21 protein-coding genes are annotated in these 20,220 nt (G+C 71.6%); 10 read left to right on the plus strand and 11 right to left on the minus strand.

Annotated elements, in window-relative coordinates; translation table 11 throughout:
• Window positions 1-49: 49 nt before the first annotated feature.
• The 3 genes from ACIP5W_RS30910 to ACIP5W_RS30920 form a co-directional block, all read right to left on the minus strand.
• Window positions 50-880: a pectate lyase gene (locus tag ACIP5W_RS30910; protein WP_401480536.1), complete on the minus strand. Its 831-nt coding sequence runs from the start codon at window positions 878-880 to the stop codon at window positions 50-52.
• Between the two features lie 107 nt (window positions 881-987).
• The gene (locus tag ACIP5W_RS30915) at window positions 988-1,857 is read right to left on the minus strand and encodes a hypothetical protein (protein WP_401480538.1); all 870 of its coding nucleotides are present in this window, start codon (window positions 1,855-1,857) and stop codon (window positions 988-990) included.
• Window positions 1,854-2,423 carry a SigE family RNA polymerase sigma factor gene (locus ACIP5W_RS30920; RefSeq protein WP_401480540.1) on the minus strand — a complete coding sequence of 190 codons (570 nt, stop codon included), beginning with the start codon at window positions 2,421-2,423 and terminating at the stop codon, window positions 1,854-1,856. The genes ACIP5W_RS30915 and ACIP5W_RS30920 overlap by 4 nt, the downstream gene beginning before the upstream one ends.
• A 273-nt stretch (window positions 2,424-2,696) precedes the next feature.
• Between ACIP5W_RS30920 and ACIP5W_RS30925 the strand changes: the two genes are divergently transcribed.
• Complete coding sequence (locus tag ACIP5W_RS30925) at window positions 2,697-4,148, plus strand: NCS2 family permease (RefSeq protein ID WP_401480542.1); 1,452 nt, start codon at window positions 2,697-2,699, stop codon at window positions 4,146-4,148.
• An 88-nt stretch (window positions 4,149-4,236) separates the two neighbouring features.
• On the opposite strand, the gene ACIP5W_RS30930 is transcribed toward ACIP5W_RS30925, so the two are convergent.
• Both ACIP5W_RS30930 and ACIP5W_RS30935 read right to left on the minus strand, forming a co-directional pair.
• Window positions 4,237-4,707, minus strand: a complete 471-nt coding sequence (locus ACIP5W_RS30930; protein WP_401480544.1) for a GNAT family N-acetyltransferase — start codon at window positions 4,705-4,707, stop codon at window positions 4,237-4,239.
• A gap of 3 nt (window positions 4,708-4,710) precedes the next feature.
• Window positions 4,711-5,484: an IclR family transcriptional regulator gene (locus tag ACIP5W_RS30935; protein WP_094103353.1), complete on the minus strand. Its 774-nt coding sequence runs from the start codon at window positions 5,482-5,484 to the stop codon at window positions 4,711-4,713.
• A 144-nt stretch (window positions 5,485-5,628) separates the two neighbouring features.
• Between ACIP5W_RS30935 and ACIP5W_RS30940 the strand changes: the two genes are divergently transcribed.
• From ACIP5W_RS30940 to ACIP5W_RS30955, 4 genes are all read left to right on the plus strand, one after another.
• Window positions 5,629-7,158: an aldehyde dehydrogenase (NADP(+)) gene (locus tag ACIP5W_RS30940; RefSeq protein WP_401480547.1), complete on the plus strand. Its 1,530-nt coding sequence runs from the start codon at window positions 5,629-5,631 to the stop codon at window positions 7,156-7,158.
• Between the two features lie 51 nt (window positions 7,159-7,209).
• Window positions 7,210-7,818: a DUF1349 domain-containing protein gene (locus ACIP5W_RS30945; protein WP_401480549.1), complete on the plus strand. Its 609-nt coding sequence runs from the start codon at window positions 7,210-7,212 to the stop codon at window positions 7,816-7,818.
• Between the two features lie 186 nt (window positions 7,819-8,004).
• A complete protein-coding gene (locus ACIP5W_RS30950) occupies window positions 8,005-8,721 on the plus strand; it encodes a DsbA family oxidoreductase (RefSeq protein WP_401480551.1) in 717 nt (238 codons plus the stop codon).
• Window positions 8,722-8,848: 127 nt separating this feature from the next.
• Window positions 8,849-9,901 (plus strand): aminotransferase class V-fold PLP-dependent enzyme, encoded by a 1,053-nt coding sequence (locus ACIP5W_RS30955; protein ID WP_401480605.1) that lies wholly within the window; start codon window positions 8,849-8,851, stop codon window positions 9,899-9,901.
• 71 nt (window positions 9,902-9,972) lie between these two features.
• Here ACIP5W_RS30955 and thpD read toward each other — a convergent pair whose 3' ends face one another.
• From thpD to ACIP5W_RS30985, 6 genes are all read right to left on the minus strand, one after another.
• Window positions 9,973-10,875: an ectoine hydroxylase gene (gene thpD, locus ACIP5W_RS30960; protein ID WP_401480553.1), complete on the minus strand. Its 903-nt coding sequence runs from the start codon at window positions 10,873-10,875 to the stop codon at window positions 9,973-9,975.
• Between the two features lie 7 nt (window positions 10,876-10,882).
• Window positions 10,883-11,287: an ectoine synthase gene (locus ACIP5W_RS30965; RefSeq protein WP_401480555.1), complete on the minus strand. Its 405-nt coding sequence runs from the start codon at window positions 11,285-11,287 to the stop codon at window positions 10,883-10,885.
• A gap of 42 nt (window positions 11,288-11,329) precedes the next feature.
• Window positions 11,330-12,601 carry a diaminobutyrate--2-oxoglutarate transaminase gene (gene ectB / locus ACIP5W_RS30970; protein WP_401480557.1) on the minus strand — a complete coding sequence of 424 codons (1,272 nt, stop codon included), beginning with the start codon at window positions 12,599-12,601 and terminating at the stop codon, window positions 11,330-11,332.
• Window positions 12,602-12,711: 110 nt separating this feature from the next.
• Complete coding sequence (ectA, locus tag ACIP5W_RS30975; protein ID WP_401480559.1) at window positions 12,712-13,221, minus strand: diaminobutyrate acetyltransferase; 510 nt, start codon at window positions 13,219-13,221, stop codon at window positions 12,712-12,714.
• Between the two features lie 281 nt (window positions 13,222-13,502).
• On the minus strand, window positions 13,503-14,015 hold the full coding sequence (locus ACIP5W_RS30980) for a DinB family protein (RefSeq protein WP_401480561.1): 513 nt from the start codon (window positions 14,013-14,015) through the stop codon (window positions 13,503-13,505).
• 112 nt (window positions 14,016-14,127) lie between these two features.
• Window positions 14,128-15,228, minus strand: coding sequence for a pyridoxal-phosphate-dependent aminotransferase family protein (locus ACIP5W_RS30985; protein ID WP_401480607.1), 1,101 nt, complete (start codon window positions 15,226-15,228; stop codon window positions 14,128-14,130).
• A gap of 174 nt (window positions 15,229-15,402) precedes the next feature.
• Here ACIP5W_RS30985 and ACIP5W_RS30990 point away from each other — a divergent pair, with 174 nt between their 5' ends.
• The 5 genes from ACIP5W_RS30990 (at window position 15,403) to ACIP5W_RS31010 (ending at window position 20,085) form a co-directional block, all read left to right on the plus strand.
• Window positions 15,403-16,254 carry a transporter substrate-binding domain-containing protein gene (locus ACIP5W_RS30990; protein WP_401480563.1) on the plus strand — a complete coding sequence of 284 codons (852 nt, stop codon included), beginning with the start codon at window positions 15,403-15,405 and terminating at the stop codon, window positions 16,252-16,254.
• Window positions 16,251-17,087, plus strand: coding sequence for an amino acid ABC transporter permease (locus ACIP5W_RS30995; protein WP_401480565.1), 837 nt, complete (start codon window positions 16,251-16,253; stop codon window positions 17,085-17,087). Before ACIP5W_RS30990 ends, ACIP5W_RS30995 begins: the two co-directional genes overlap by 4 nt.
• The gene (locus ACIP5W_RS31000) at window positions 17,084-17,875 is read left to right on the plus strand and encodes an amino acid ABC transporter ATP-binding protein (protein ID WP_401480567.1); all 792 of its coding nucleotides are present in this window, start codon (window positions 17,084-17,086) and stop codon (window positions 17,873-17,875) included. The genes ACIP5W_RS30995 and ACIP5W_RS31000 overlap by 4 nt, the downstream gene beginning before the upstream one ends.
• Window positions 17,876-17,890: 15 nt before the next feature.
• Window positions 17,891-18,988 (plus strand): amidohydrolase family protein, encoded by a 1,098-nt coding sequence (locus ACIP5W_RS31005; protein WP_401480569.1) that lies wholly within the window; start codon window positions 17,891-17,893, stop codon window positions 18,986-18,988.
• A gap of 122 nt (window positions 18,989-19,110) precedes the next feature.
• Window positions 19,111-20,085, plus strand: a complete 975-nt coding sequence (locus tag ACIP5W_RS31010; RefSeq protein WP_401480571.1) for an SCO1860 family LAETG-anchored protein — start codon at window positions 19,111-19,113, stop codon at window positions 20,083-20,085.
• Window positions 20,086-20,220 lie beyond the last annotated feature (135 nt).

Below are 20,220 nucleotides of genomic sequence, written 5' to 3' on the forward strand. Positions count from 1 at the left end.
GCGTTCCCGCGCCGGCCCGAGAGGGGCTCGGGCCGGCGGGGCCGCACGCCTACTCGTAGGTGATGTCGGACGACGAGAACTTGCAGGTCTTGCCGTCGGCGCCGGTGCCCAGCTCGGTGGGCTCCTTGCCGGTGCTGTTGCCCGTGAAGCGGACGCAGGTCTTCGTCTTCTTCTTGGTGTCGCCCTGGATGCGGATCTTCGACAGGGTCGCGGTGTCGCCGTAGTTGGCGTTGACGCCGACGATGGCCTTCAGGGGCGCCACGACGTCGATGTCGCTCAGCACGATCGTGCGCTTGTACTGCGTCTTGCAGTTGCCGCACGAGCGCACCAGCTTGCCGGAGTTCTCCACCCGGAAGCCGGACACGGTCAGCGTGCCGGCACCGTTGAACTGGAGGACCTTGTCGGCGCCGTTCTTCGCGCCGCCGCCGATGACCTTGTACGCCGACGAGGCGGACTTGCCCTTGAAGCTGGCGGCGTCCTCGCCGACGTCCAGCCACCACACGTTCTGGAGCGTGCAGGAGCCCTTGCAGTGGACACCGTCGGCGGCCGGGGTGCCGATGATCACGTTCTTCAGGACGGCGCCGTCGGCGAGCTCGAAGATCGGGTCCTGGCCCTCGTCCTGGCCGCTGCCTCCCAGATCGCCGGAGCCGACGAACTTCGTCAGCTTGCCGTCGTAGGTCCCCGACACCTTGATCGTCGACGAGACGGACTTGCTGCCGGTGGCGGTCGGCCAGGCCGTCGCCGCGCCCGCGGACGAGAGCATCGTCGTGGTGACGATCGCCGCGCCCGAGATCGCGAAGGCGGCGGAGCCGGCGATCAGCGCCCGCCGCTTGGTGACCTTGCGGCGGTGCCGGACGCGCGGTTGTGCTGGTGCAGTCATGTACCGGTTCCTCAGGTGGGTGGTGACTCTTGCGCCTTGTGGTCGTCACCGGTGAGGAAAGGGTTGCCGCTTCGCCGAAAGTTTTTTCTCCGGGATCCCCGCGTCCGCTACGAGTCGCCCTCGTCGGCGTCGTGGGCGGCGAAGTCCCCGCCCACGGAGGCCTTCCCGCCGTCGGCCGTGCCGACCACCACGTAGCTGTCGTCCTTGGCGTCCCGGCCGCCGCGGTCGTGGTCGTACTGCCCGGCGAACACCCACTCGCCCTTGGGGACCGTACGCCCCTCCTTGAGCACCCAGGTGTAGACGAGGAAGCCGTCCCTCTCCTCGGCCGTGAACGTGAAGTCGCCCTCGGGCAGCGAGCGCCAGGCACCCGCGGAGGACACCCCGCCGGTCTGCGCGACCTTCAGCTGCACGGTCAGCGCGGTGAGCTGCTCGGAGGTCTTGAACGTCACGTTGCTCTGCGCCCAGAAGTCGTTGCTGTGCGGGTCCACCGAGCCGTCCGACCACAGCGGGCCGTCCTCGGTGTCGTCGACGGCCGGCAGCAGGTCCGCAGCGGACGCGGACGGCGTCGCCTGCGGCGACTCCGTCGGTGAGGCGCTCGGCTCGGCCTCGCCCTGCCCGCCGCCGCCCTGACCGGGCGTCGGCTCCGGCGGGGCCGGCGGGCGGCTCGTCGCGTCCGGGGACTCCACCGGCGGCGGCGAGACGGCGACCGTCTGCCGCTGCGGCGGGTCGTCCTTCACCGCCGACGCCACCGCGTAGCCGCCGACCGCGAGCATGCCCGCGACCGCGGCCGTGGCGCTGACGATCCGTGCCCAGCCCCACAGGGCCGGCCGGGTCGCCCGGTGACCGCCGGGCCGTGCCTGCTCCACCATGCCGCGCTCGATCCGGGCGAGGATCCGCTCGCGGTTCGGCTCGTACGCCCCGGCCGCCTCGTGCAGCCGGGCGCGCAGCTCGCCGTGCCCGTCCCGCTGCATCGTCATCGGTTTCTTCCTCCGGCCTCACCCGTGCGCGCCGCCATCACGGCGTGCACCTTCCGCGGATCCGCTGTGGCGCCGAGCAGCTTCTGCAACTCGGCCATTCCCTTCGAGGTCTGGCTCTTCACCGTACCCACCGAGACGCCCAGGGCGAGCGCGGTGTCCTTCTCCGAGAGGTCGAAGGCGTGCCGGAGCACCACGCAGGCCCGTTTGCGGAACGGGAGTCTACGCAGCGCCGACTGGACGTCCACCACGCCCGCGACGTCCGGATTCTCCGTCTTCTCCTCGCGCTGCGACCAGAACAGGGCGATCCGGCGGCGTTCGCGGACCGCGCTGCGGATCCGGGTGCGGGCCAGATTGGCCACGACACCACGCGCGTACGCCACCGGGTGGTCGGCCGCGCGGACCCGGTCCCAGCGGTGCCAGAGCGCGAGCAGCGCGTCCGCCGCCAGATCGTCGGCCGCGTCCGCCTCGCCGGTCAGCAGATGGGCGAGCCGGGCCAGTTCGGCATGGTGGCGTTCGAAGAAGGCATGGAACTCCACGGAGGCGGCGTCGTCGACGACTGTGCCCACGAGTGACCTCTTCTCGGTGCGGAATCTGCACCCCGGCGGGGGTGGCTGTTGTGCGTGTCATGTGAATGACATGGGGATGCCCCGAGGAGGTGGCCGGGGCGAGATCCGGAAGCGTAGCAGTGGCCAACCGCCTGGTAGGTACAGGGGTTCGAACGCCGTGTGGCCGACCGAACCCCGATTCCGTAACACGTCGAAAACCTGAACGGGGTTCAACGAGGGAACAATCCAGCCAGCATCCGCACGCAGATCGCCAGGTCACGAGGAGTGCCCGTCATGTCCGAAACGCAGCAGGCGGCCGACCGGCCGACGCTCCCGCCCCCGGCGGTGAACGGGGTCGACCGGTTCTTCAAGATCTCCGAACGGGGGTCGACCCTCGGCCGGGAGATACGCGGCGGCTTCGCCACGTTCTTCACGATGGCCTACATCCTCGTCCTGAACCCCCTCATCCTGGGCAGCGCCGAGGACAAGTTCGGGCACCGGCTCGACACCGTCCAACTCACCACCGCCACCGCCCTGGTGGCCGCCGTCATGACCGTCGTCATGGGCATCGGCGGCAACCTCCCGCTCGCCCTCGCCGCCGGCCTCGGCCTCAACGCCGTCGTCGCCTTCCAGATCGCCCCGCTGATGAGCTGGGACGACGCGATGGGCCTGATCGTCCTCGAGGGCCTGCTGATCTGCGTGCTGGTGGTCACCGGCCTGCGCGAGGCCGTCATGCACGCCATCCCGCAACCGCTGAAACAGGCGATCAGCGTCGGCATCGGCCTGTTCATCGCCTTCATCGGCTTCGTCGACGCCGGTTTCGTCAGCCGCATCCCCGACGCCGGGGGCACCACCGTGCCGGTTCAGCTCGGCGCCACCGGCACCCTCGGCGGGTGGCCGGTCCTCGTCTTCTGCCTCGGCGTGCTGCTGACCGTCGGACTGCTCGCCCGCAAGGTCAAGGGCGCCATCCTCATCAGCATCGTGACGATGACCCTCGTCGCGATCGTCATCGACTCCCTCGCCGACATCAAGTCCTGGGGCCTGACCACACCGGCGTGGCCCGACAAGCTCGTCGACACCCCCGACTTCGGACTCCTCGGGCACTTCAGCCTGTTCGGCGCGTTCGGCGAGACCACCGCCGTCACGGTCGTCCTGCTCGTCTTCACCCTGGTCCTGTCCGACTTCTTCGACACCATGGGCACGGTCGTCGGCATCAGCGCCGAGGCGAACCTCCTCGACGACGAGGGCAAGGTGCCGCACCTCGGCCGCGTGCTGCTCATCGACGGCGCGGCGGCGGTCGCGGGCGGCGCGGCCTCCTCGTCCTCCGCCACCTCCTACATCGAATCGGCGGCCGGCGTCGGCGAGGGCTCGCGCACCGGCTTCTCCAACCTGGTCACCGGCGGCCTGTTCGCCCTCGCCCTGTTCCTCACCCCGCTGCTCACCATCGTCCCGCTCCAGGCGGCGGCACCGGCGCTGGTCGCGGTCGGCTTCCTGATGATGACCCAGGTCAAGTCCATCGACTGGGACAGGTACGAGATCGCCGTCCCCGCCTTCCTGACCATCGCCGTGATGCCGTTCACCTACTCGATCACCAACGGCATCGGCGCCGGATTCATCGCGTTCGTCCTGATCAAGACGGTGCTGGGCAAGGCGCGGGAGGTGCACTGGCTCATGTGGGGGGCCTCGGCCCTGTTCGTCGTGTACTTCGCGATCGACCCCGTCGAGCAGGCGCTGGGCGTCGGGTGACGTGAGGCGCGCGGGCGCCCCCGCGGGGGGCGCCCGCCCCGGCCCGACGACGCCCGCCCCTCGTGGGCCGGGCCGTCGTCCGCGGAGGTCAGCCCTCCAGCACCAGGACGACCTCGTCGATCTCCGCACCGCGCGCGTGGGCGTACCCCGTGGCCCGCGCGGTCACCCGGAAGCCGCACTTCTCCAGGACGCGCCGGGAGCCGGCGTTGTCGTCGGCCGCGCGCGCGTACAGCGGGCGTTCGGGGACCTCGGCCAGGAGTGCCCGCAGTGCGGCCGTGGCGATGCCGCGCCCCCAGTGGGAGCGGTCCACCCAGTACGTGACCTCGCGCTCGCCCGGTTCGCCGTAGACCGCCACGCTGCCCACCACGTCGCCGTCGGCCAGGATCGCGCGCACCACGTCGCCGGAGGCGCGGATCCGTCTCCAGCGGGCGTCGAAGGCGTCCCGGTCGGCCGGGTCCTCGGGAGTGAACGCGGCCATCCGCAGGGACTCGGGGTCGTTCGTCTGCCGGTAGAACACCGGCAGATCGCTGTCGTGGACCGGGCGCAGGGCGATCTGCATGCCTCAGAGCCTACGGGTCGCCAGTGTCAGCCGGTCGCGCGCGTCGAACAGCGCGTCCTTCACCATCTGCTCGTGCGCGGGCGTCAGCCGGGCCACCGGCACCGAGCAGCTGATCGCGTCGCGCGCCGGGGTGCGGTACGGGATCGCGACGCCGAAGCAGCGCAGCCCCAGCGTGTTCTCCTCCCGGTCCACGGCGAAGCCCTGCTCACGGACCTGGTGCAGCTCCTCGATGAGCTTCTCGCGGTCGGTGATGGTGTGCTCGGTCAGCGCGGGCAGGGTCTCCGGGAGCAGCTTGCGCACCTGCTCGTCGCTGTAGGTGCTCAGCAGCGCCTTGCCGAGGGAGGTGGAGTGGGCGGGCAGCCGGCGCCCGACCCGGGTGAAGGGGCGCAGGTAGTGCTGCGACTGGCGGGTGGCGAGGTACACCACGTTGGTGCCGTCCAGCCGTGCCAGGTGGATCGTCTCGGTGGTGTCGTCCGAGAGCCGGTCCAGCGTGGGGCGGGCGGCCGCGACCACCTCGTCGCCGTCGATGTAGGAGGTGCCGACCAGCAGCGCCCGTACGCCGATGCCGTACCGGGTGCCCGTCGCGTCCGTCTCCACCCAGCCCAGCTCCACCAGCGTGCGGAGCAGCATGTAGAGGCTGGACTTGGGATAGCCGACGGCCTCCTGGACCGATGCGAGGGAGTGCATTCCGGGGCGGCCGGCGAAGTACTCGAGCAGTTCAACCGTCCGCACCGCGGACTTGACCTGCGCCCCGCCCCCCGTCTCGCCAGCCGACATCGCCCTTGACCCCTTCGTTCGACGGGAAATAGTCTCCGACAGCATATTCATCATCAGAGACAGCGTTCAGTATATCGAACATCCCTGGTGGTGAGGTAAGGACAGCGGCATTGCGATGCGGCGACGAACGTGGAGGGACCCGCGGTGGCAGCAGCACCAGTCTGGAGTGTCGACCCCCGAACCGGGAAGCAGCGTGAACAGGTTGCGGTGGAGGCCACGGCCCAGGAGGTGGACTCCACCGTCCGCGCCGCGCACGGCACGCGCGCGGCCCTCGCCGACCGCACCGTCCGCACGGCCTTCCTGCGCACCGCCGCGGACCGGCTCGAGGCGGCCAGGGACCAGCTCGTCGAGGTGGCCGACGCCGAGACCGCCCTCGGCCCGGTCCGGCTGACCGGCGAACTCGCCCGCACCTGCTACCAGCTGCGCGCCTTCGCCGACATCGTCGAGGAGGGCGCCTTCCTCGACGTCGTCATCAACCACCCCGACGACACCGCGACCCCGCCCGTGCCCGACCTGCGCCGCTACAAGGTGCCGCTGGGCGTCGTCGCCGTGTACTCGGCGTCCAACTTCCCCTTCGCGTTCTCCGTCGCCGGCGGCGACACCGCGAGCGCGCTGGCCGCGGGCAACCCGGTCGTCGTCAAGTCCCACCCCGACCACCCGGGCCTTTCCGAGCTGGTCGCCAAGGTGGTCCGCCGGGCCGCCGCCGAGCACGGCATCCCCGGCGACGTGCTCGGCCTCGTGCACGGCTTCGAGGCGGGCATCGAGCTGATCAAGCACCCGCTGATCGCCGCCGCCGGCTTCACCGGGTCGATCCGGGGCGGCCGCGCGCTGTTCGACGCGGCGGCCGCACGGCCCGTCCCGATCCCCTTCCACGGCGAGCTGGGCTCGCTCAACCCGGTCGTCGTGACCGAGGCCGCCGCCGCCGAGCGCGCGGAGGCCATCGGGACCGGCCTCGCCGGTTCCATGACGCTGGGCGTCGGACAGTTCTGCGTGAAGCCGGGCCTGGTCCTCGTGCCGTCCGGCGCGGCCGGTGACGGCCTCGTCAAGTCGCTGACCGACGCGGTCAGCGACACCGACGCGGGCGTCCTGCTCGACCACCGCATGCGCGACAACTTCCTCGCCGGCGTCACCGAGCGGGCGCAGCTGCCCGCGGTCGAGACGCCGGTCACCCCCGGAGCGGGCGGCGAGCACACCGTGAGCGCGGGCTTCCTGACGGTCCCGGCCGGGAAGCTCACCGAGGAGGGGGCGTACGACCTGCTCCTGGAGGAGTGCTTCGGCCCGGTGACCGTGGTGGCGCGCTACGACGACGACGACCAGGCGCGGTCCGTCCTCTCGCGCCTCCCCGGCAACCTCACCGCCACCGTGCACCTGTCGACGCAGGAGGCCGCCGGCGAGGGCCGCGGCGCCGAGATCCTCGCCGAACTCACCCCGCTCGCGGGCCGCGTGCTCGTGAACGGCTGGCCGACCGGTGTCGCCGTGGCCCCCGCGCAGCACCACGGCGGCCCCTACCCGGCGACCACCTCCACCTCCACCTCCGTGGGCGGCACGGCCATCGAGCGCTGGCTGCGCCCGGTCGCCTACCAGAACACCCCCGAGGCCCTGCTGCCGCCCGAGCTGCGCGACGACAACCCGCTCGGACTGCCGCGGCGCTTCAACAACCACCTCGAACGCTGACCGCCACCGGGTGAGAGCCCGGTCGACAGAAGGATCTGGGAAACTCCCCGCATGGACCTCGAACTCCCCGAACTGCCCTTCCCCCTGCGCACCTACGGGCCCGACGGGCACTGGAGCCACGAGGACGGGGTCCTCACCGCATGGGCCGGTCCCCGCCAGGACCGGTTCGTGCCGCCCACCGCGGAGGCGCTGGACCCGGCTGGCGACGCACCCCGGCTGCTGGGGGCGCCCGAGGGCGACTTCCAGCTCATCGCCCGGGTGACCGTCGGCTTCAACGGCGCCTTCGACGCCGGGGTGCTGTACGTCCACGTCGGTGAACGGGCCTGGGCCAAGCTCTGCCTGGAGTACTCCCCGGACGTGCCCACCGTCTGCACGGTGGTCACCCGCGGCCACTCCGACGACGCCAACTCCTTCACCGTGGACGGCAGCTCGGTCTGGCTCCGGGTGAGCAGGACCGGCCGGGCCTTCGCCTTCCACGCCTCCCGCGACGGCAAGCAATGGATCTTCGTCCGGCTGTTCACGCTGGGCGACGAGACGGAGACGGGCGCGGCCCTCGTCGGCTTCATGGCGCAGGCGCCGATGGGGGAGGGGTGCGTCGTCACCTACGACCACCTGGAGTTCCGGCCGAAGTGGCCGGACGACCTCCGCGACGGCAGCTGACCGGGGCCGTCGCGGCAGCGCCGGGCGGGGCGGGACGGGTGAGGCAGGGCGGGACGGGCGAGGCAGGGCGGGACGGGCGAGGCAGGGCGGGACGGGGCGGGACGGGGAATGAGCCGGACCGATTGAACGTTCACACAGTCGCCGGAGGGAGTCTCCGTACCCGCACGACCTGGAGAGAGCCGAGACATGCGCGTCGAGATCTGGAGCGACATCGCCTGCCCGTGGTGCTACGTGGGCAAGGCCCGCTTCGAGAAGGCGCTCGACGCCTTCCCGCACCGTGACCAGGTCGAGGTCGTGCACCGCTCCTTCGAGCTGGACCCCGGCCGCGCGAAGGGCGACATCCAGCCCGTGCCGGCCATGCTCGCCAAGAAGTACGGCATGAGCGAGGCCCAGGCCCAGGCCGGCGAGGACAACCTCGGCGCCCAGGCCGCCGCCGAGGGCCTCGACTACCGCACCCGCGGGCGCGACCACGGCAACACCTTCGACATGCACCGGCTGCTGCACCTCGCCAAGGAGCGGGGCCGCCAGGACGAGCTGATCCAGCTCCTGTACCGGGCCAACTTCGCCGAGGAGCGGTCCCTGTTCGCCGAGGGCGACGAACGGCTCGTGGAACTGGCCGTCGAGGCCGGCCTCGACGCCGGCGAGGCGCGCGCGGTCCTCGCCGACCCGGCCGCCTACGCCGACGAGGTCCGCGCCGACGAACGCGAGGCCGCCCAGCTCGGCGCGAACGGCGTGCCCTTCTTCGTCCTCGACCGCAAGTACGGCGTCTCCGGCGCCCAGCCCGCCGAGGTCTTCACCCAGGCCCTCACCCGGGCCTGGGGCGAGCGCCCCCCGCTCCGGTTCGTCGACCAGGGCGAAGCCGAGGCCTGCGGCCCGGACGGATGCGCGGTGCCGCAGCACTGAGACGGGCGGTGTCCGGGCGCGGCCGGGACCGGAAGCGCGGCTGACGGCCGGCGTATAAGCGTTCCTTGGGGAAACCGTGCAGAAATTCGCAATGGACTTCGACTTCGCGGCACCGCAGAGTGGAGTCATGGAGACCTTCGAGACCCTCGTCCGCACCGAGTTCGCCCCGAAGAACACCTACCTCAACACCGCGAGCAACGGCCTGCTGCCCGCCCGTACCGTCACCGCCCTGCACGAGGCGGCGCTGCTGCGGGCCGAGGGCAGGCCGCTGACCCCGCTCCACGAGGACGTGGAGGCCAGCCGCGCGGCATACGCCCGGCTGGCCGGCGTCCCCGTGGGCCGGGTCGCGACCGGGGCCTCGGTGGCCGCGCACACCGGCGTGATCGCCGCCTCACTGCCGGCCGGCGCCGAGGTCCTCACCGCGGAGGACGACTTCACCTCGGTGCTGAACCCGTTCCACGTCCGCGGCGACCTCAAGGTCCGCACGGTGCCGCTGGAGCGGCTCGCCGAGGCCGTCCGCCCCGGCACCGCGCTCGTCGCGGTCAGCGCCGCCCAGTCCGCCGACGGACGGATCGCGGACCTGCCCGCCCTGCGCGAGGCGGCCCGCACCCACGGGGCGCGCACCTACGTCGACTTCTCCCAGTCCGCCGGCTGGCTGCCGATGGACGCCGGCGCGTACGACTACTCCGTCTCCGTCTCCTTCAAGTGGCTGCTCGGCCCGCACGGGGCCGCCTTCCTCGTGGTCCCGGAGGACTTCGGCGGACTCACACCGATGCTGGCCGGCTGGGTCGCCGCCGAGGCGCCGTGGGACAGCTGCTACGGCCCGGTCGCCGAACTCGCCCACTCGGCAAGGCGGTTCGACCTCAGCCACGCCCTGTTCACCTACGCGGGGCTGCGCCGGTCCCTCGAGCTGATCGAGGAACTCGGCGTCGCCGCCGTACAGGCCCACGACCTGGCCCTCGCCGACCGGTTCCGGGCCGGGCTCGCGGCACTCGGCCACGAGCCCGTGCCCGCGCCCGGCTCGGCGATCGTCTCGGTGCCCGGCCTCGGCGTCCGGCAGCCGGAGCTGAGCCGCGCGGGCATCGAGGTCTCCGACCGGGCGGGCAACCTGCGCGCGGCCTTCCACCTGTTCAACACGGTGGCGGACGTGGACCGGCTGCTGGACGTGCTGTCGGGCTGAGCCCGCCCGGACGCCCCGGCGGACGCGGGCGGACGCGTTCGGCGCGCGGTGTGTTCGGCGCACCGGCATGGTCAGCGCACCGGCGTGAAGTCGCGGGCGCCGATGAACTCGGGCCGCCGCACCGGCGCCGCGAACGGCTCCACGGCGGTGTTCTCCACGCTGTTGAACACGATGAAGACGTTGCTGCGCGGGAACGGCGTGATGTTGTCGCCGGACCCGTGCATGCAGTTGCAGTCGAACCAGGTCGCCGAACCGGCGCGCCCCGTGAACAGCTTGATGCCGTACGCGGACGCCATCTCGGTCAGTGCCTCGTCGGAGGGCGTGCCCGCGTCCTGCATCCGGAGCGACTGCTTGTAGTTGTCCTTCGGCGTGGCACCGGCGCAGCCCAGGAACGTCTTGTGCGAACCCGGCATGATCATCAGGCCGCCGTTGGTGTCGTGGTTCTCGGTCAGCGCGATCGAGACGGACACCGTCCGCATCCGGGGCAGGCCGTCCTCGGCGTGCCAGGTCTCGAAGTCGGAGTGCCAGTAGAAGCCGGAGGCGCCGAAGCCGGGCTTGACGTTGATGCGCGACTGGTGGACGTACACGTCCGAGCCGAGGAGCTGGCGGGCCCGCCCGACGACCCGCTCGTCGCGCACCAGGCGGGCGAAGACCTCGCTGATCCGGTGCACCTCGAAGACGGACCGGATCTCCTTGGACTTCGGCTCCACGATCGACCGGTCGTCGGCCCGGACCGCCGGGTCGGTCACCAGCCGGTCCAGCTCCTGCCTGTAGACGGTGACCTCGTCGTCGGTGAGGAGCTGGTCGACTGTGGTGAAGCCGTCCCGCTCGAACGACTGGAGGTCGAGCGGCTCGAACGGGCCGGGCGCGTCCGGGGCGCCCCAGACGACCGGGTCCTGGCGGGGGACGGTCACCTCGGTGGCGCCGCGGCTGGGGTAGAGATCGGTGACGGTGGTGCCGGTGACTGTGGTCATGGGCACGTCACACCTCCTCGGGCTCGGTGAGCAGCGGGTAGACACCGTTCTCGTCGTGGTCCTCCCGTCCCGTGACGGGCGGGTTGAACACGCAGATGCAGCGGAAGTCCTCCTTGACGCGGAGCGTGTGCCGCTCGTGGCCGTCGAGGAGGTACATGGTCCCGGGCGTGATGGTGTGCGTCAGCCCGCTCTCGTGGTCGGTGAGTTCGGCCTCGCCCTCCACGCAGACGACGGCCTCGACGTGGTTCGCGTACCACATCGACGTCTCCGTGCCGGCGTACAGGACCGTCTCGTGCAGGGAGAAGCCGACTCTCTCCCTGGCGAGGACGATGCGCTTGCTCTCCCAGGTGCCGGACGCCGACCTCACGTGCCGGTCGGTGCCTTCGATGTCCTTGAACGAACGGACTATCACGGTGTTGCGATGCCTCCTGGATAGGGGTCGGTGACGGGTCTGTCAGGCGGTTTCGCGGACGGCGCGGGCGAGGACGCTCATGCCCTCGTCCAGCTCCTCGGGCGTGACGGTGAGCGCCGGCAGCAGCTTGACGACCTCGCTCTCGGGCCCGGACGTCTCGATCAGCAGCCCGAGCTCGAAGGCGCGCCGCGCCACCCGTCCGGCGCGGGACCTGTCGTGGAACTCCAGGCCCCACACCAGGCCGCGGCCCCGGTACTCCTTGACGTCGGCGAGGTTCTCCTCGGTGATCGAGATCAGCTCCTGCTCGACCTGCTCGCCGCGCCGACGGGTCTGCTTCTCCATCGCCGCCCCGTCGGCCCAGTAGGTCTCCAGGGCGGCGGTGGCGGTGACGAAGGCGGGGTTGTTGCCGCGGAAGGTGCCGTTGTGCTCGCCCGGTTCCCACACGTCCAGTTCGGGCTTGAACAGGCACAGCGACATGGGCAGGCCGTAGCCGCTGATCGACTTGGACACGGTGACGATGTCGGGGGTGATGCCCGCCTCCTCGAAGGAGAAGAAGGCACCGGTGCGCCCGCACCCCATCTGGATGTCGTCGACGATCAGCAGCATGTCCTGCCGTTCGCACAGACCGGCCAGCGCCCGCAGCCACTGCGCACGCGCCACGTTGATGCCGCCCTCGCCCTGGACCGTCTCGACGATCACGGCGGCCGGCTTGTCGAGCCCGGAGCCCTGGTCCTCCAGGAGCCGCTCGAACCACAGGAAGTCGGGGACCTGTCCGTCGAAGTAGTTGTCGAAGGGCATCGGGGTGCCGTGCACCAGCGGGACGCCCGCGCCGGCCCGCTTGAAGGCGTTGCCGGTGACGGCGAGCGAGCCCAGCGACATGCCGTGGAAGGCGTTGGTGAACGACACGACCGCCTCGCGTCCCTTCACCTTCCGCGCCAGCTTCAGCGCGGACTCCACCGCGTTGGTGCCGGTGGGGCCGGGGAACATGACCTTGTAGGGCAGGTCGCGCGGGCGCAGCACCAGGTCCTGGAAGGTCTGCAGGAAGGTCCGCTTGGCGACGGTGGACATGTCGAGGCCGTGGGTGACGCCGTCGCGCATCAGGTAGTCGACCAGCGCCCGTTTCAGCACCGGGTTGTTGTGCCCGTAGTTGAGCGACCCGGCACCGGCGAAGAAGTCGAGGTAGGAGTGTCCGTCCTCGTCGAACATCCGGCTGCCCCGCGCCCGGTCGAAGACGACCGGCCAGCCGCGGCAGTAACTGCGCACCTCCGACTCCAGGGTCTCGAACACGCTCAGGTCGGGCTGGGTGATGGTCACGGCGAAACGCTCCTCGATGCGGTGGGGGAGTCGTGCGGAGGGGAAGTCGTGGGAGGCCGGCGACGCGGGTTCTCGTGCGGCCGGGGTCGCGTGCTGCCGGGGGAGGTGACTCAGGCGGAGGTCAACGGGCCGATGCGGTACAGCACTTCGGGGTCGTGGGGGCCGTCCGGGAAGAGGTCGGTGCCGAACAGGACCTCTCGGGTGACGTCCGCGCCGTGCCGGGCGGCGTAGGAGGTGAACAGCCGCTCCGAGGCGGTGTTGCCCGGGGTGATCGTGGTCTCGACGCCGTCGAGGGGGCGCTCGGCGGCCACCCGGGCGGTCAGTCCGTCGAGCAGTGCGGCGGCCAGGCCGCGGCCGCGGTACGCGTCGGCGACCGCCACCTGCCAGACGAGCAGCGTCCGCGGCGCCTCGGGACGGACGTATCCGGTGACGAATCCGACCGGCTCGCCGCCCTCGACGCGCGCCACCACGGAGGTGCCGGCGAAGTCCCGGCACCACAGCAGATAGCTGTAGGAGGAGTTCACATCGAGGGTCCCGGATTCCTTCGCAATACGCCAGAGAGCGGCCCCGTCCGCCACCGAAGGGCGGTCGATCCGCAGGTCTGCTTGTGTGGCAGTCATACGGCTTGAACTTACCGAGGGGGATTAAAAAATGCATGGAGAGGTGGTGATGGTTCAGTGGCGCCTCCGTGGCAGCCTCCCGTTCTGTCCCGTTATGCACCGCGTATAACGGGACAGAATGCCTCTCGTGTGTCATGCGTCACGCGCCCGTGATGCGCTCGAAAAATTCCCGCGTTTAAGCCCTGGGAATCCGGGCAGAAGAATACCGGAAATGCATTCGGAAAAGGCGGCAGGAATTGCGGGGTGGGGACTCCGGGGGAAGGGTGCGAAATTCCCCGGATTCAGGCCCCGGTGACTCCGTCGATCCGCTCCCGCAGAATGTCCGCGTGGCCGTTGTGCCGCGCGTACTCCTCGATGAGGTGGATCAGCACCCAGCGCAGACTGACCTTTGCGCCCGCCACCGGCCCGTCGGTGATCCGCCCGGTGTCGTCCAGTGAGCGCCCGGCGGTCAGCTCGCGCCCCCGCGCGATCTCCCGCCGCCACACCGTCAGCGCCTCGCCGAGTCCCCGCTCCGGGCTGAGGGCGTAACCCGTCTCCTCCTCGAACACGGGCGGTGCGTCGATTCCCGCGAACACCCGCTGGAACCAGTTCCGTTCGACCTCGGCGAGATGCTGCACCAGGCCGAGCAGGGTGAGGGAGGAGGGCTCGGCGGAGGCCTGCCGGACCTGGGCGTCGTCCAGGCCCGCGCACTTGAGTTCCAGGGTCGCGCGGTGGAAGTCGAGCCAGCTGTCGAGCATGGCCCGCTCGTCACCGGTCATCAGGGGGACGGGGCGGCCGTCGGGAAGGGTGGTCATGCCGCGAGCATGGCAGGCGCCACCGACACCCGGTCACGAACGCGACCCGGCCGCCCCCTCCCGGTCACCCCGCCCCGACGGCACCCTCGGCGCCGCTCCCGCCGCGCGGACCTCACCGCCAGGCCTGCTCCGCCGCGCGCAGCGCGCCCGTCAGGTCCACGTCCAGGCCCCTCTCCGCGAGCGCCGCGCCCAGGGCCGTGAGGCTGCCGCGGACCGCGCCCGGCGTCGCGTCCGCCCCGTAGTGGTTGACCCGGACCATCTCCTTCGCCAGCGCACCCCCGCCCGCCGCCAGCGGCACCGCGGGGTCGCCCGCCAGTGCCCGCGTCACCAGTTCCGAGGCCACGACGCCCGACGGCGCCCTGAGCGTCGTGGCGACGGGCGCCGCCTCGCGCGCCTCGTGCACGTACGGCTCCAGGCCGCCCCCCAGCGCCAGCGCCCCCGCGCGGGTCGCCGCCGCGGCGGACGCGTGCCGGGCCATCACGGCTTCCAGGCCCTCCGCCTCGATCCGCTGCACGCACGCCTCGAGCGCCAGCATCTCCAGCTGCGCCGGCGCGTGCAGCAGGGCCTTGCGGCCGCCGTCGATCCACCGCTCCTTCCAGTCCAGCAGCGACAGGTAGGAACGGCGCGGCGCCCGCGGGTTGGCCGCCATCCGGGCCCACGCCCGCTCGCTCACCGACACCGCCGACACGCCCGCCGGCCCGCCCATCGCCTTCTGCGCGCCGATCACGCACAGGTCCACGCCCCAGGCGTCCGGCAGCACCGGTTCGGCGCCCACGGAGGCCACGGCGTCCAGGTAGAACAGCGCGCCGTGCTCCTTCACCGCCTCGCCGACCTCCGCGACCGGGTTGGTGTTGCCGGTGGCGGCCTCGGCGTGCACCAGCGACACGAAGTCGATCCCGGGGTGCTCGGCGAAGGCCGCGCGGACCTGCTCGGCGGTGACCGCCGTGTGGAAGGGCACCGCGAGATCGATCACGGTGGCGCCGCAGTCGCGCAGCCAGTCCCCGAAGGTCTGCCCGTACGGGCCGGTGATCACGTTCAGCGCGGTCGTGCCCGGCCCGGCCGTCGCGCGGATCGCGCCCTCCAGCGGCAGCAGCGCCTCGCCCTGGGTGATCACGACGTCCTGACGGGTGTCCAGCAGCCGGGCCACCCGGTCCTCGACGGAGGCGAACCGGGCGGCGGTCAGCGGAGCGAGATCCAGGAAGGGGTGCGTCACGGCGGTGCTCTCTTCACTCACGGGGTCGTGGTGACGAGAGTAACCGGCGTGACCTCCACCCCCCGGACCGGCGACTTCGTAGGCCGAGGAACCCGGATGCCAAGGGTTTGATTTGAGGGACTCAAACTCCTCCTTATAATCGGAACCTCCAGTTCCCCCACAGGAAGGCCCGCCGTGAACACGCTCCTCGGGCGTCGCACCCGTGTCCTGGCCGCCACCACCGCTACGGCCGGGCTCATGCTCGTGGCCGCCTGTACCTCCAGCGACGGCGGCGGCAGCGGCTCCAAGACCGCCGCGGGCGGTGTGGAGCTGGTCAAGGCGGGGCAGCTCACCACCTGCACCCACCTGCCCTACCCGCCGTTCCAGTCGGAGATCGACGGCAAGGTGCAGGGCTTCGACGTCTCCCTGATCGACCTGGTGGCGAAGGACCTGGGCGTCAAGCAGGAGATCCTCGACACGCCGTTCGAGAACTTCAAGACCGGCGCCTTCCTGAACTCGGGCGAGTGCGACCTGGCCGCGGCCGGCATGACCATCACCGAGGAGCGCAAGAAGAACGTCGACTTCTCCGACCCCTACTTCGACGCCACGCAGGCCGTCCTGGTCGACAAGAACGCCGGGGTGAACTCCCTCGCCGAGATCAAGTCCAAGAACGTCAAGCTCGGTGCGCAGGCGCAGACCACCGGCGAGGACTACGTGACGAAGCAGGGCTTCGACCCGGTCTCCTTCGAGTCCTCCGACGCCGTCCTCAACGGCCTGCGCACCGGCCAGGTCAAGGCCGTCGTCATCGACTACCCGGTCGTCCAGGGCTGGCTGAAGGACAAGGCCAACGCGGACGCCTTCGAGGTGGTCGACAACCTCAACACCGGCGAGCAGTACGGCTTCACGGTGAAGAAGGGCAACACGAAGCTGGTGGCGGCCATCGACAAGGCGATCGCCGACGCCAAGGCCGACGGCACGTACAAGAAGCTCTACGAGCAGTGGATCGGCCCGTACGACGCCGCCGCGGCCTCCCCGTCCGCCTCATGAGCGACGCCACGAAGCTCGAGGTCCCGCCCCGCCGCAAGGGGCTGACCCGCAGCCAGAAGCGCAGGCTGTCGCGCGGTGTCCAGTACGTCGTCTTCGTCGCGGCCCTGGTCGCGTTCGCGCTCTCGGCGGACTGGGGCCGGCTGAAGAACCAGTTCGCGCAGGCCGACATCGCCGAGCAGATGTTCCCGGACGTCATCACGCTGGCGCTGAAGAACACCGTGCTCTACACGCTGTCCGGCTTCCTCGTCGGGCTGGCCCTCGGCATGGTCATCGCGCTGATGCGGCTGTCGTCGGTCGGCCCCTACCGCTGGCTCGCCGGCATCTACATCGAGATCTTCCGCGGTCTGCCCGCCCTGCTGATCTTCATTTTCATCGGCGTGGCCGTGCCCCTGGCCTTCCCCGGCACGGAGATCGTCGGCGGCACGTACGGCAAGGTCGCCCTGGCCCTCGGCCTGGTGGCGGCGGCGTACATGGCCGAGACCATCCGCGCGGGCATCCAGGCGGTGCCCAAGGGGCAGATGGAGGCGGCCCGTTCGCTGGGCTTCTCGCCCGCCCGCGCGATGGTCTCGATCATCGTCCCGCAGGCCTTCCGTATCATCCTCCCGCCGCTCACCAACGAGCTGGTCCTGCTGTTCAAGGACTCCTCGCTGGTGCTGTTCCTCGGCGTCACCCTGGAGGAACGCGAACTGTCCAAGTACGGCCGCGACCTGGCCAGTACCACCGCCAACTCCACACCCATCCTCGTCGCCGGCCTGTGCTACCTGCTGGTGACGATCCCGCTCGGCTTCGTCGTGCGCCGTATGGAGGCCAAGGCCCAGGAGGCCGTGAAATGAGCCGACCGGAGATCGAAGTCCGCGGGTTGCACAAGTCGTTCGGCGACAACGAGGTGCTGCGCGGCATCGACCTGGAGATCGGCCGGGGCGAGGTCGTGTGCGTCATCGGCCCGTCCGGCTCGGGCAAGTCGACCCTGCTGCGCTGCGTGAACCTCCTGGAGGAGCCGACCAGGGGCCAGGTGGTCGTCGGCGGCGTCGAACTGACCGACCCCGACGTCGACATCGACGCCGCCCGCCGCCGCATCGGCATGGTCTTCCAGCAGTTCAACCTCTTCCCGCACCTGACGGTGACCGAGAACCTGACGCTGCCGCAGCGCCGGGTCCTCGGGCGCGGCAAGGCGCAGGCGGCCGCGGTCGCCGCCGAGAACCTGGAGCGGGTCGGCCTGTCGGAGAAGGCGACCGCCTACCCGTCGTCCCTCTCCGGCGGCCAGCAGCAGCGCGTGGCCATCGCCCGCGCGCTGGCGATGGGCCCCCGGGTGATGCTGTTCGACGAGCCCACGTCCGCACTCGACCCCGAACTGGTCGGCGACGTCCTCGCGGTCATGCGCATGCTCGCCAACGAGGGCATGACCATGATGGTCGTCACCCACGAGATGACCTTCGCCCGCGAGGTCGCCGACCGGGTCGTCTTCATGGACGGCGGCGTGATCGTCGAGGACGGCGCCCCCGCGCAGGTCATCGGCGCCCCCCGCCACGAACGCACCCGCCACTTCCTCTCCCGCCTCCTCGACCCGGCGATGGCCGACGTGGAGGAGGAGACCTCGGACCGGGTGGGCGGCGACGCCTGACTTAAGGTGCCGTGCATGAGCGACGACACGGTGCTGCACGTGAAGGGCAGGGTCCTCGCCGGACCGGACGAGGACCAGGTCCGCGACGAACTGTGGGTGATCGACGGGAGGGTCTCCTACGACCGTCCCGCCGGCGCCCGTGACATCCGCACGGTGGCCGGCTGGGCCCTGCCCGGCCTGGTCGACGCCCACTGCCACGTCGGCCTCGGCGCCCACGGGCCGGTCGACTCCGACGTCGCCGAGAAGCAGGCGCTCACCGACCGCGACGCAGGGACCCTGCTGATCCGCGACGCCGGCTCACCCTCCGACACCCGCTGGGTCGACGACCGCGACGACCTCCCCCGGATCATCAGGGCGGGCCGGCACATCGCCCGGACCCGCCGCTACATCCGCGGCTACGCCCACGAGATCGAACCGGCCGACCTCGTCGCGTACGTCGGCCGGGAGGCCCGGCGCGGCGACGGCTGGGTGAAACTGGTCGGCGACTGGATCGACCGCGAGACGGGCGACCTGGCGGCGTGCTGGCCCCGGGACGCCGTGGCGGCGGCGATCGGCGAGGCGCACCGCCTGGGCGCCCGGGTGACGGCCCACTGCTTCGCCGAGTCGTCCCTGCGCGACCTGGTCGAATCGGGCATCGACTGCATCGAACACGCCACGGGCCTCACCGACGACCTCGTCCCCCTGTTCGCCTCCCGCGGCGTCGCCATCGTCCCGACCCTGGTGAACATCGCGACGTTCCCGCAGCTCGCGGCCGGCGGCGAGACCAAGTACCCCACCTGGTCCGCCCACATGCGCCGCCTCCACGCCCGCCGCTACGACACCGTCCGCAACGCCTACGACGCCGGCATCCCGGTCTTCGTCGGCACCGACGCGGGCGGCTCCCTGCCGCACGGCCTGGTCGCCGCCGAGGTGGCGGAACTGGTGAAGGCGGGCATCCCCCCGGTGGCGGCCCTGGCCTCGGCGACCTGGTCCGCCCGCGACTGGCTCGGCCGCCCCGCGCTGACCGAGGGCGCCCCGGCCGACCTGGTCGTCTACGAACAGGACCCGCGCACGGACGTACGTGTGCTCGGGACGCCGGCACGGGTGGTGCTGAACGGGCGGATCGTGGGCTGAACCGGTCGAAGGCGTGTACGGGTGTGCCACGTTGGGGTGAACCCGTGCCGGGGCGCTGTCGAACGGGCGGCGGTGCGACATCCTTTCGAGGTCCCAAGCTTTCTCTCTGGGGGTCCCACACCTTGAACGGCTACAACTTCCGCATGCCCGCACGCCGTTGCGCCACCGTGCTGGCCGCCACCGCCCTCGCCGCCGGTCCCGCGGCACTGGCCGGCGCACCCACCGCCCACGCGAGTGAGGAGGGGAGCGCGAGCGCCGTGGTGCTGCGCACCGGCCTCGACGTGGCCCTGCTCGACAAGACCGTCGACGTACCCCTCGCCGTCACCCTCAACGAGGTACGGGCACCGCAGAGCGCCGAGAAGACCGCGCTGACGGCGGAACTCGACGGCGTCGACCGCGGCCGTCCCTTCAGCGTGCTGCGCGCGGACGTGGCCGAGGCCGAGGCGACGGTCGAAAAGGGCAGGGCCGAGGCCTCCACCCGGCTCGCCCACGCCAAGCTGCACGTTCCCGGGCTGCCGCTGCTCTCCCTCGTCGAGATCGAGGCCGTCTCCTCCCGGGCCGTCTGCGAGGCGGGGAGGACGCCGGTCGCCACCTCCCGCCCGGTCGGTGCGGTGACCGTCCTCGGCAAGCGGGTGACGGTGTCGGCGGGCGGCCCCACCGACGTGAAGGTGCCGGGGGTGGGAGAGGTCCGGCTGGACCTCGCGCAGCACGAGACGACGTCGCGCACGGCCGCCGCGACGGCGCTGCGGCTCACCGTCTCCGTCAACCCGTTGAACCTCAACGTCGCCGAGGTCACCGGCACGGTGACGCTGGCCGAGGCCACCTGCGAGACGCCCGCGGCGTCGCGCGAGGAGGCTCCGCCGAGCGCCGAACCGGCCGAATCCAACGCATCCGACGGATCCAACGCATCTGACGAATCAGCCGAACCGGCCGAATCCGCCGAGCCCGTCGGGGACGTCAAGGCACAGGGCGCTCCCGCGCAGGCCGGCCTCGCCGAGACGGGCGGCAGCTCGATGACGCCGTACCTCGCGGGCGGCGCGGTCGCCCTGCTGGCGGCGGGCGCAGGAGCGGTGGCCCTGGCGCGGCGCCGCCGCTGAGGACCGGATACCGCCCCGCCGCCCCTTCCCGACCCGAACCCGGGGGCTGCGCCCCCGGACCCCGGCCTGTGCCCACCCACCAACCGACTCGGTGGATCGAACGGCGACGGTCGGGCATCTCAGCCCGTCCGCCGC

The organism is Streptomyces sp. NPDC088766 (assembly GCF_044750845.1).
Classification (GTDB): domain Bacteria; phylum Actinomycetota; class Actinomycetes; order Streptomycetales; family Streptomycetaceae; genus Streptomyces.

Excerpts from the sequence above, each read along its gene's own strand:
- ACIP5W_RS30995 (WP_401480565.1), top strand. The coding sequence starts at position 16,251 with ATGAGCGACGCCACGAAGCTCGAGGTCCCGCCCCGCCGCAAGGGGCTG.
- ACIP5W_RS31005 (WP_401480569.1), top strand. The coding sequence starts at position 17,891 with ATGAGCGACGACACGGTGCTGCACGTGAAGGGCAGGGTCCTCGCCGGA.
- ectA (WP_401480559.1), bottom strand. The coding sequence starts at position 13,221 with ATGACTGCCACACAAGCAGACCTGCGGATCGACCGCCCTTCGGTGGCG.
- ACIP5W_RS30935 (WP_094103353.1), bottom strand. The coding sequence starts at position 5,484 with ATGTCGGCTGGCGAGACGGGGGGCGGGGCGCAGGTCAAGTCCGCGGTG.
- ACIP5W_RS30910 (WP_401480536.1), bottom strand. The coding sequence starts at position 880 with ATGACTGCACCAGCACAACCGCGCGTCCGGCACCGCCGCAAGGTCACC.
- ACIP5W_RS30980 (WP_401480561.1), bottom strand. The coding sequence starts at position 14,015 with ATGACCACCCTTCCCGACGGCCGCCCCGTCCCCCTGATGACCGGTGAC.
- ACIP5W_RS30955 (WP_401480605.1), top strand. The coding sequence starts at position 8,849 with ATGGAGACCTTCGAGACCCTCGTCCGCACCGAGTTCGCCCCGAAGAAC.
- ACIP5W_RS30915 (WP_401480538.1), bottom strand. The coding sequence starts at position 1,857 with ATGACGATGCAGCGGGACGGGCACGGCGAGCTGCGCGCCCGGCTGCAC.
- ACIP5W_RS30925 (WP_401480542.1), top strand. The coding sequence starts at position 2,697 with ATGTCCGAAACGCAGCAGGCGGCCGACCGGCCGACGCTCCCGCCCCCG.
- ACIP5W_RS31000 (WP_401480567.1), top strand. The coding sequence starts at position 17,084 with ATGAGCCGACCGGAGATCGAAGTCCGCGGGTTGCACAAGTCGTTCGGC.
- ACIP5W_RS30950 (WP_401480551.1), top strand. The coding sequence starts at position 8,005 with ATGCGCGTCGAGATCTGGAGCGACATCGCCTGCCCGTGGTGCTACGTG.
- thpD (WP_401480553.1), bottom strand. The coding sequence starts at position 10,875 with ATGACCACAGTCACCGGCACCACCGTCACCGATCTCTACCCCAGCCGC.
- ACIP5W_RS30930 (WP_401480544.1), bottom strand. The coding sequence starts at position 4,707 with ATGCAGATCGCCCTGCGCCCGGTCCACGACAGCGATCTGCCGGTGTTC.
- ACIP5W_RS30945 (WP_401480549.1), top strand. The coding sequence starts at position 7,210 with ATGGACCTCGAACTCCCCGAACTGCCCTTCCCCCTGCGCACCTACGGG.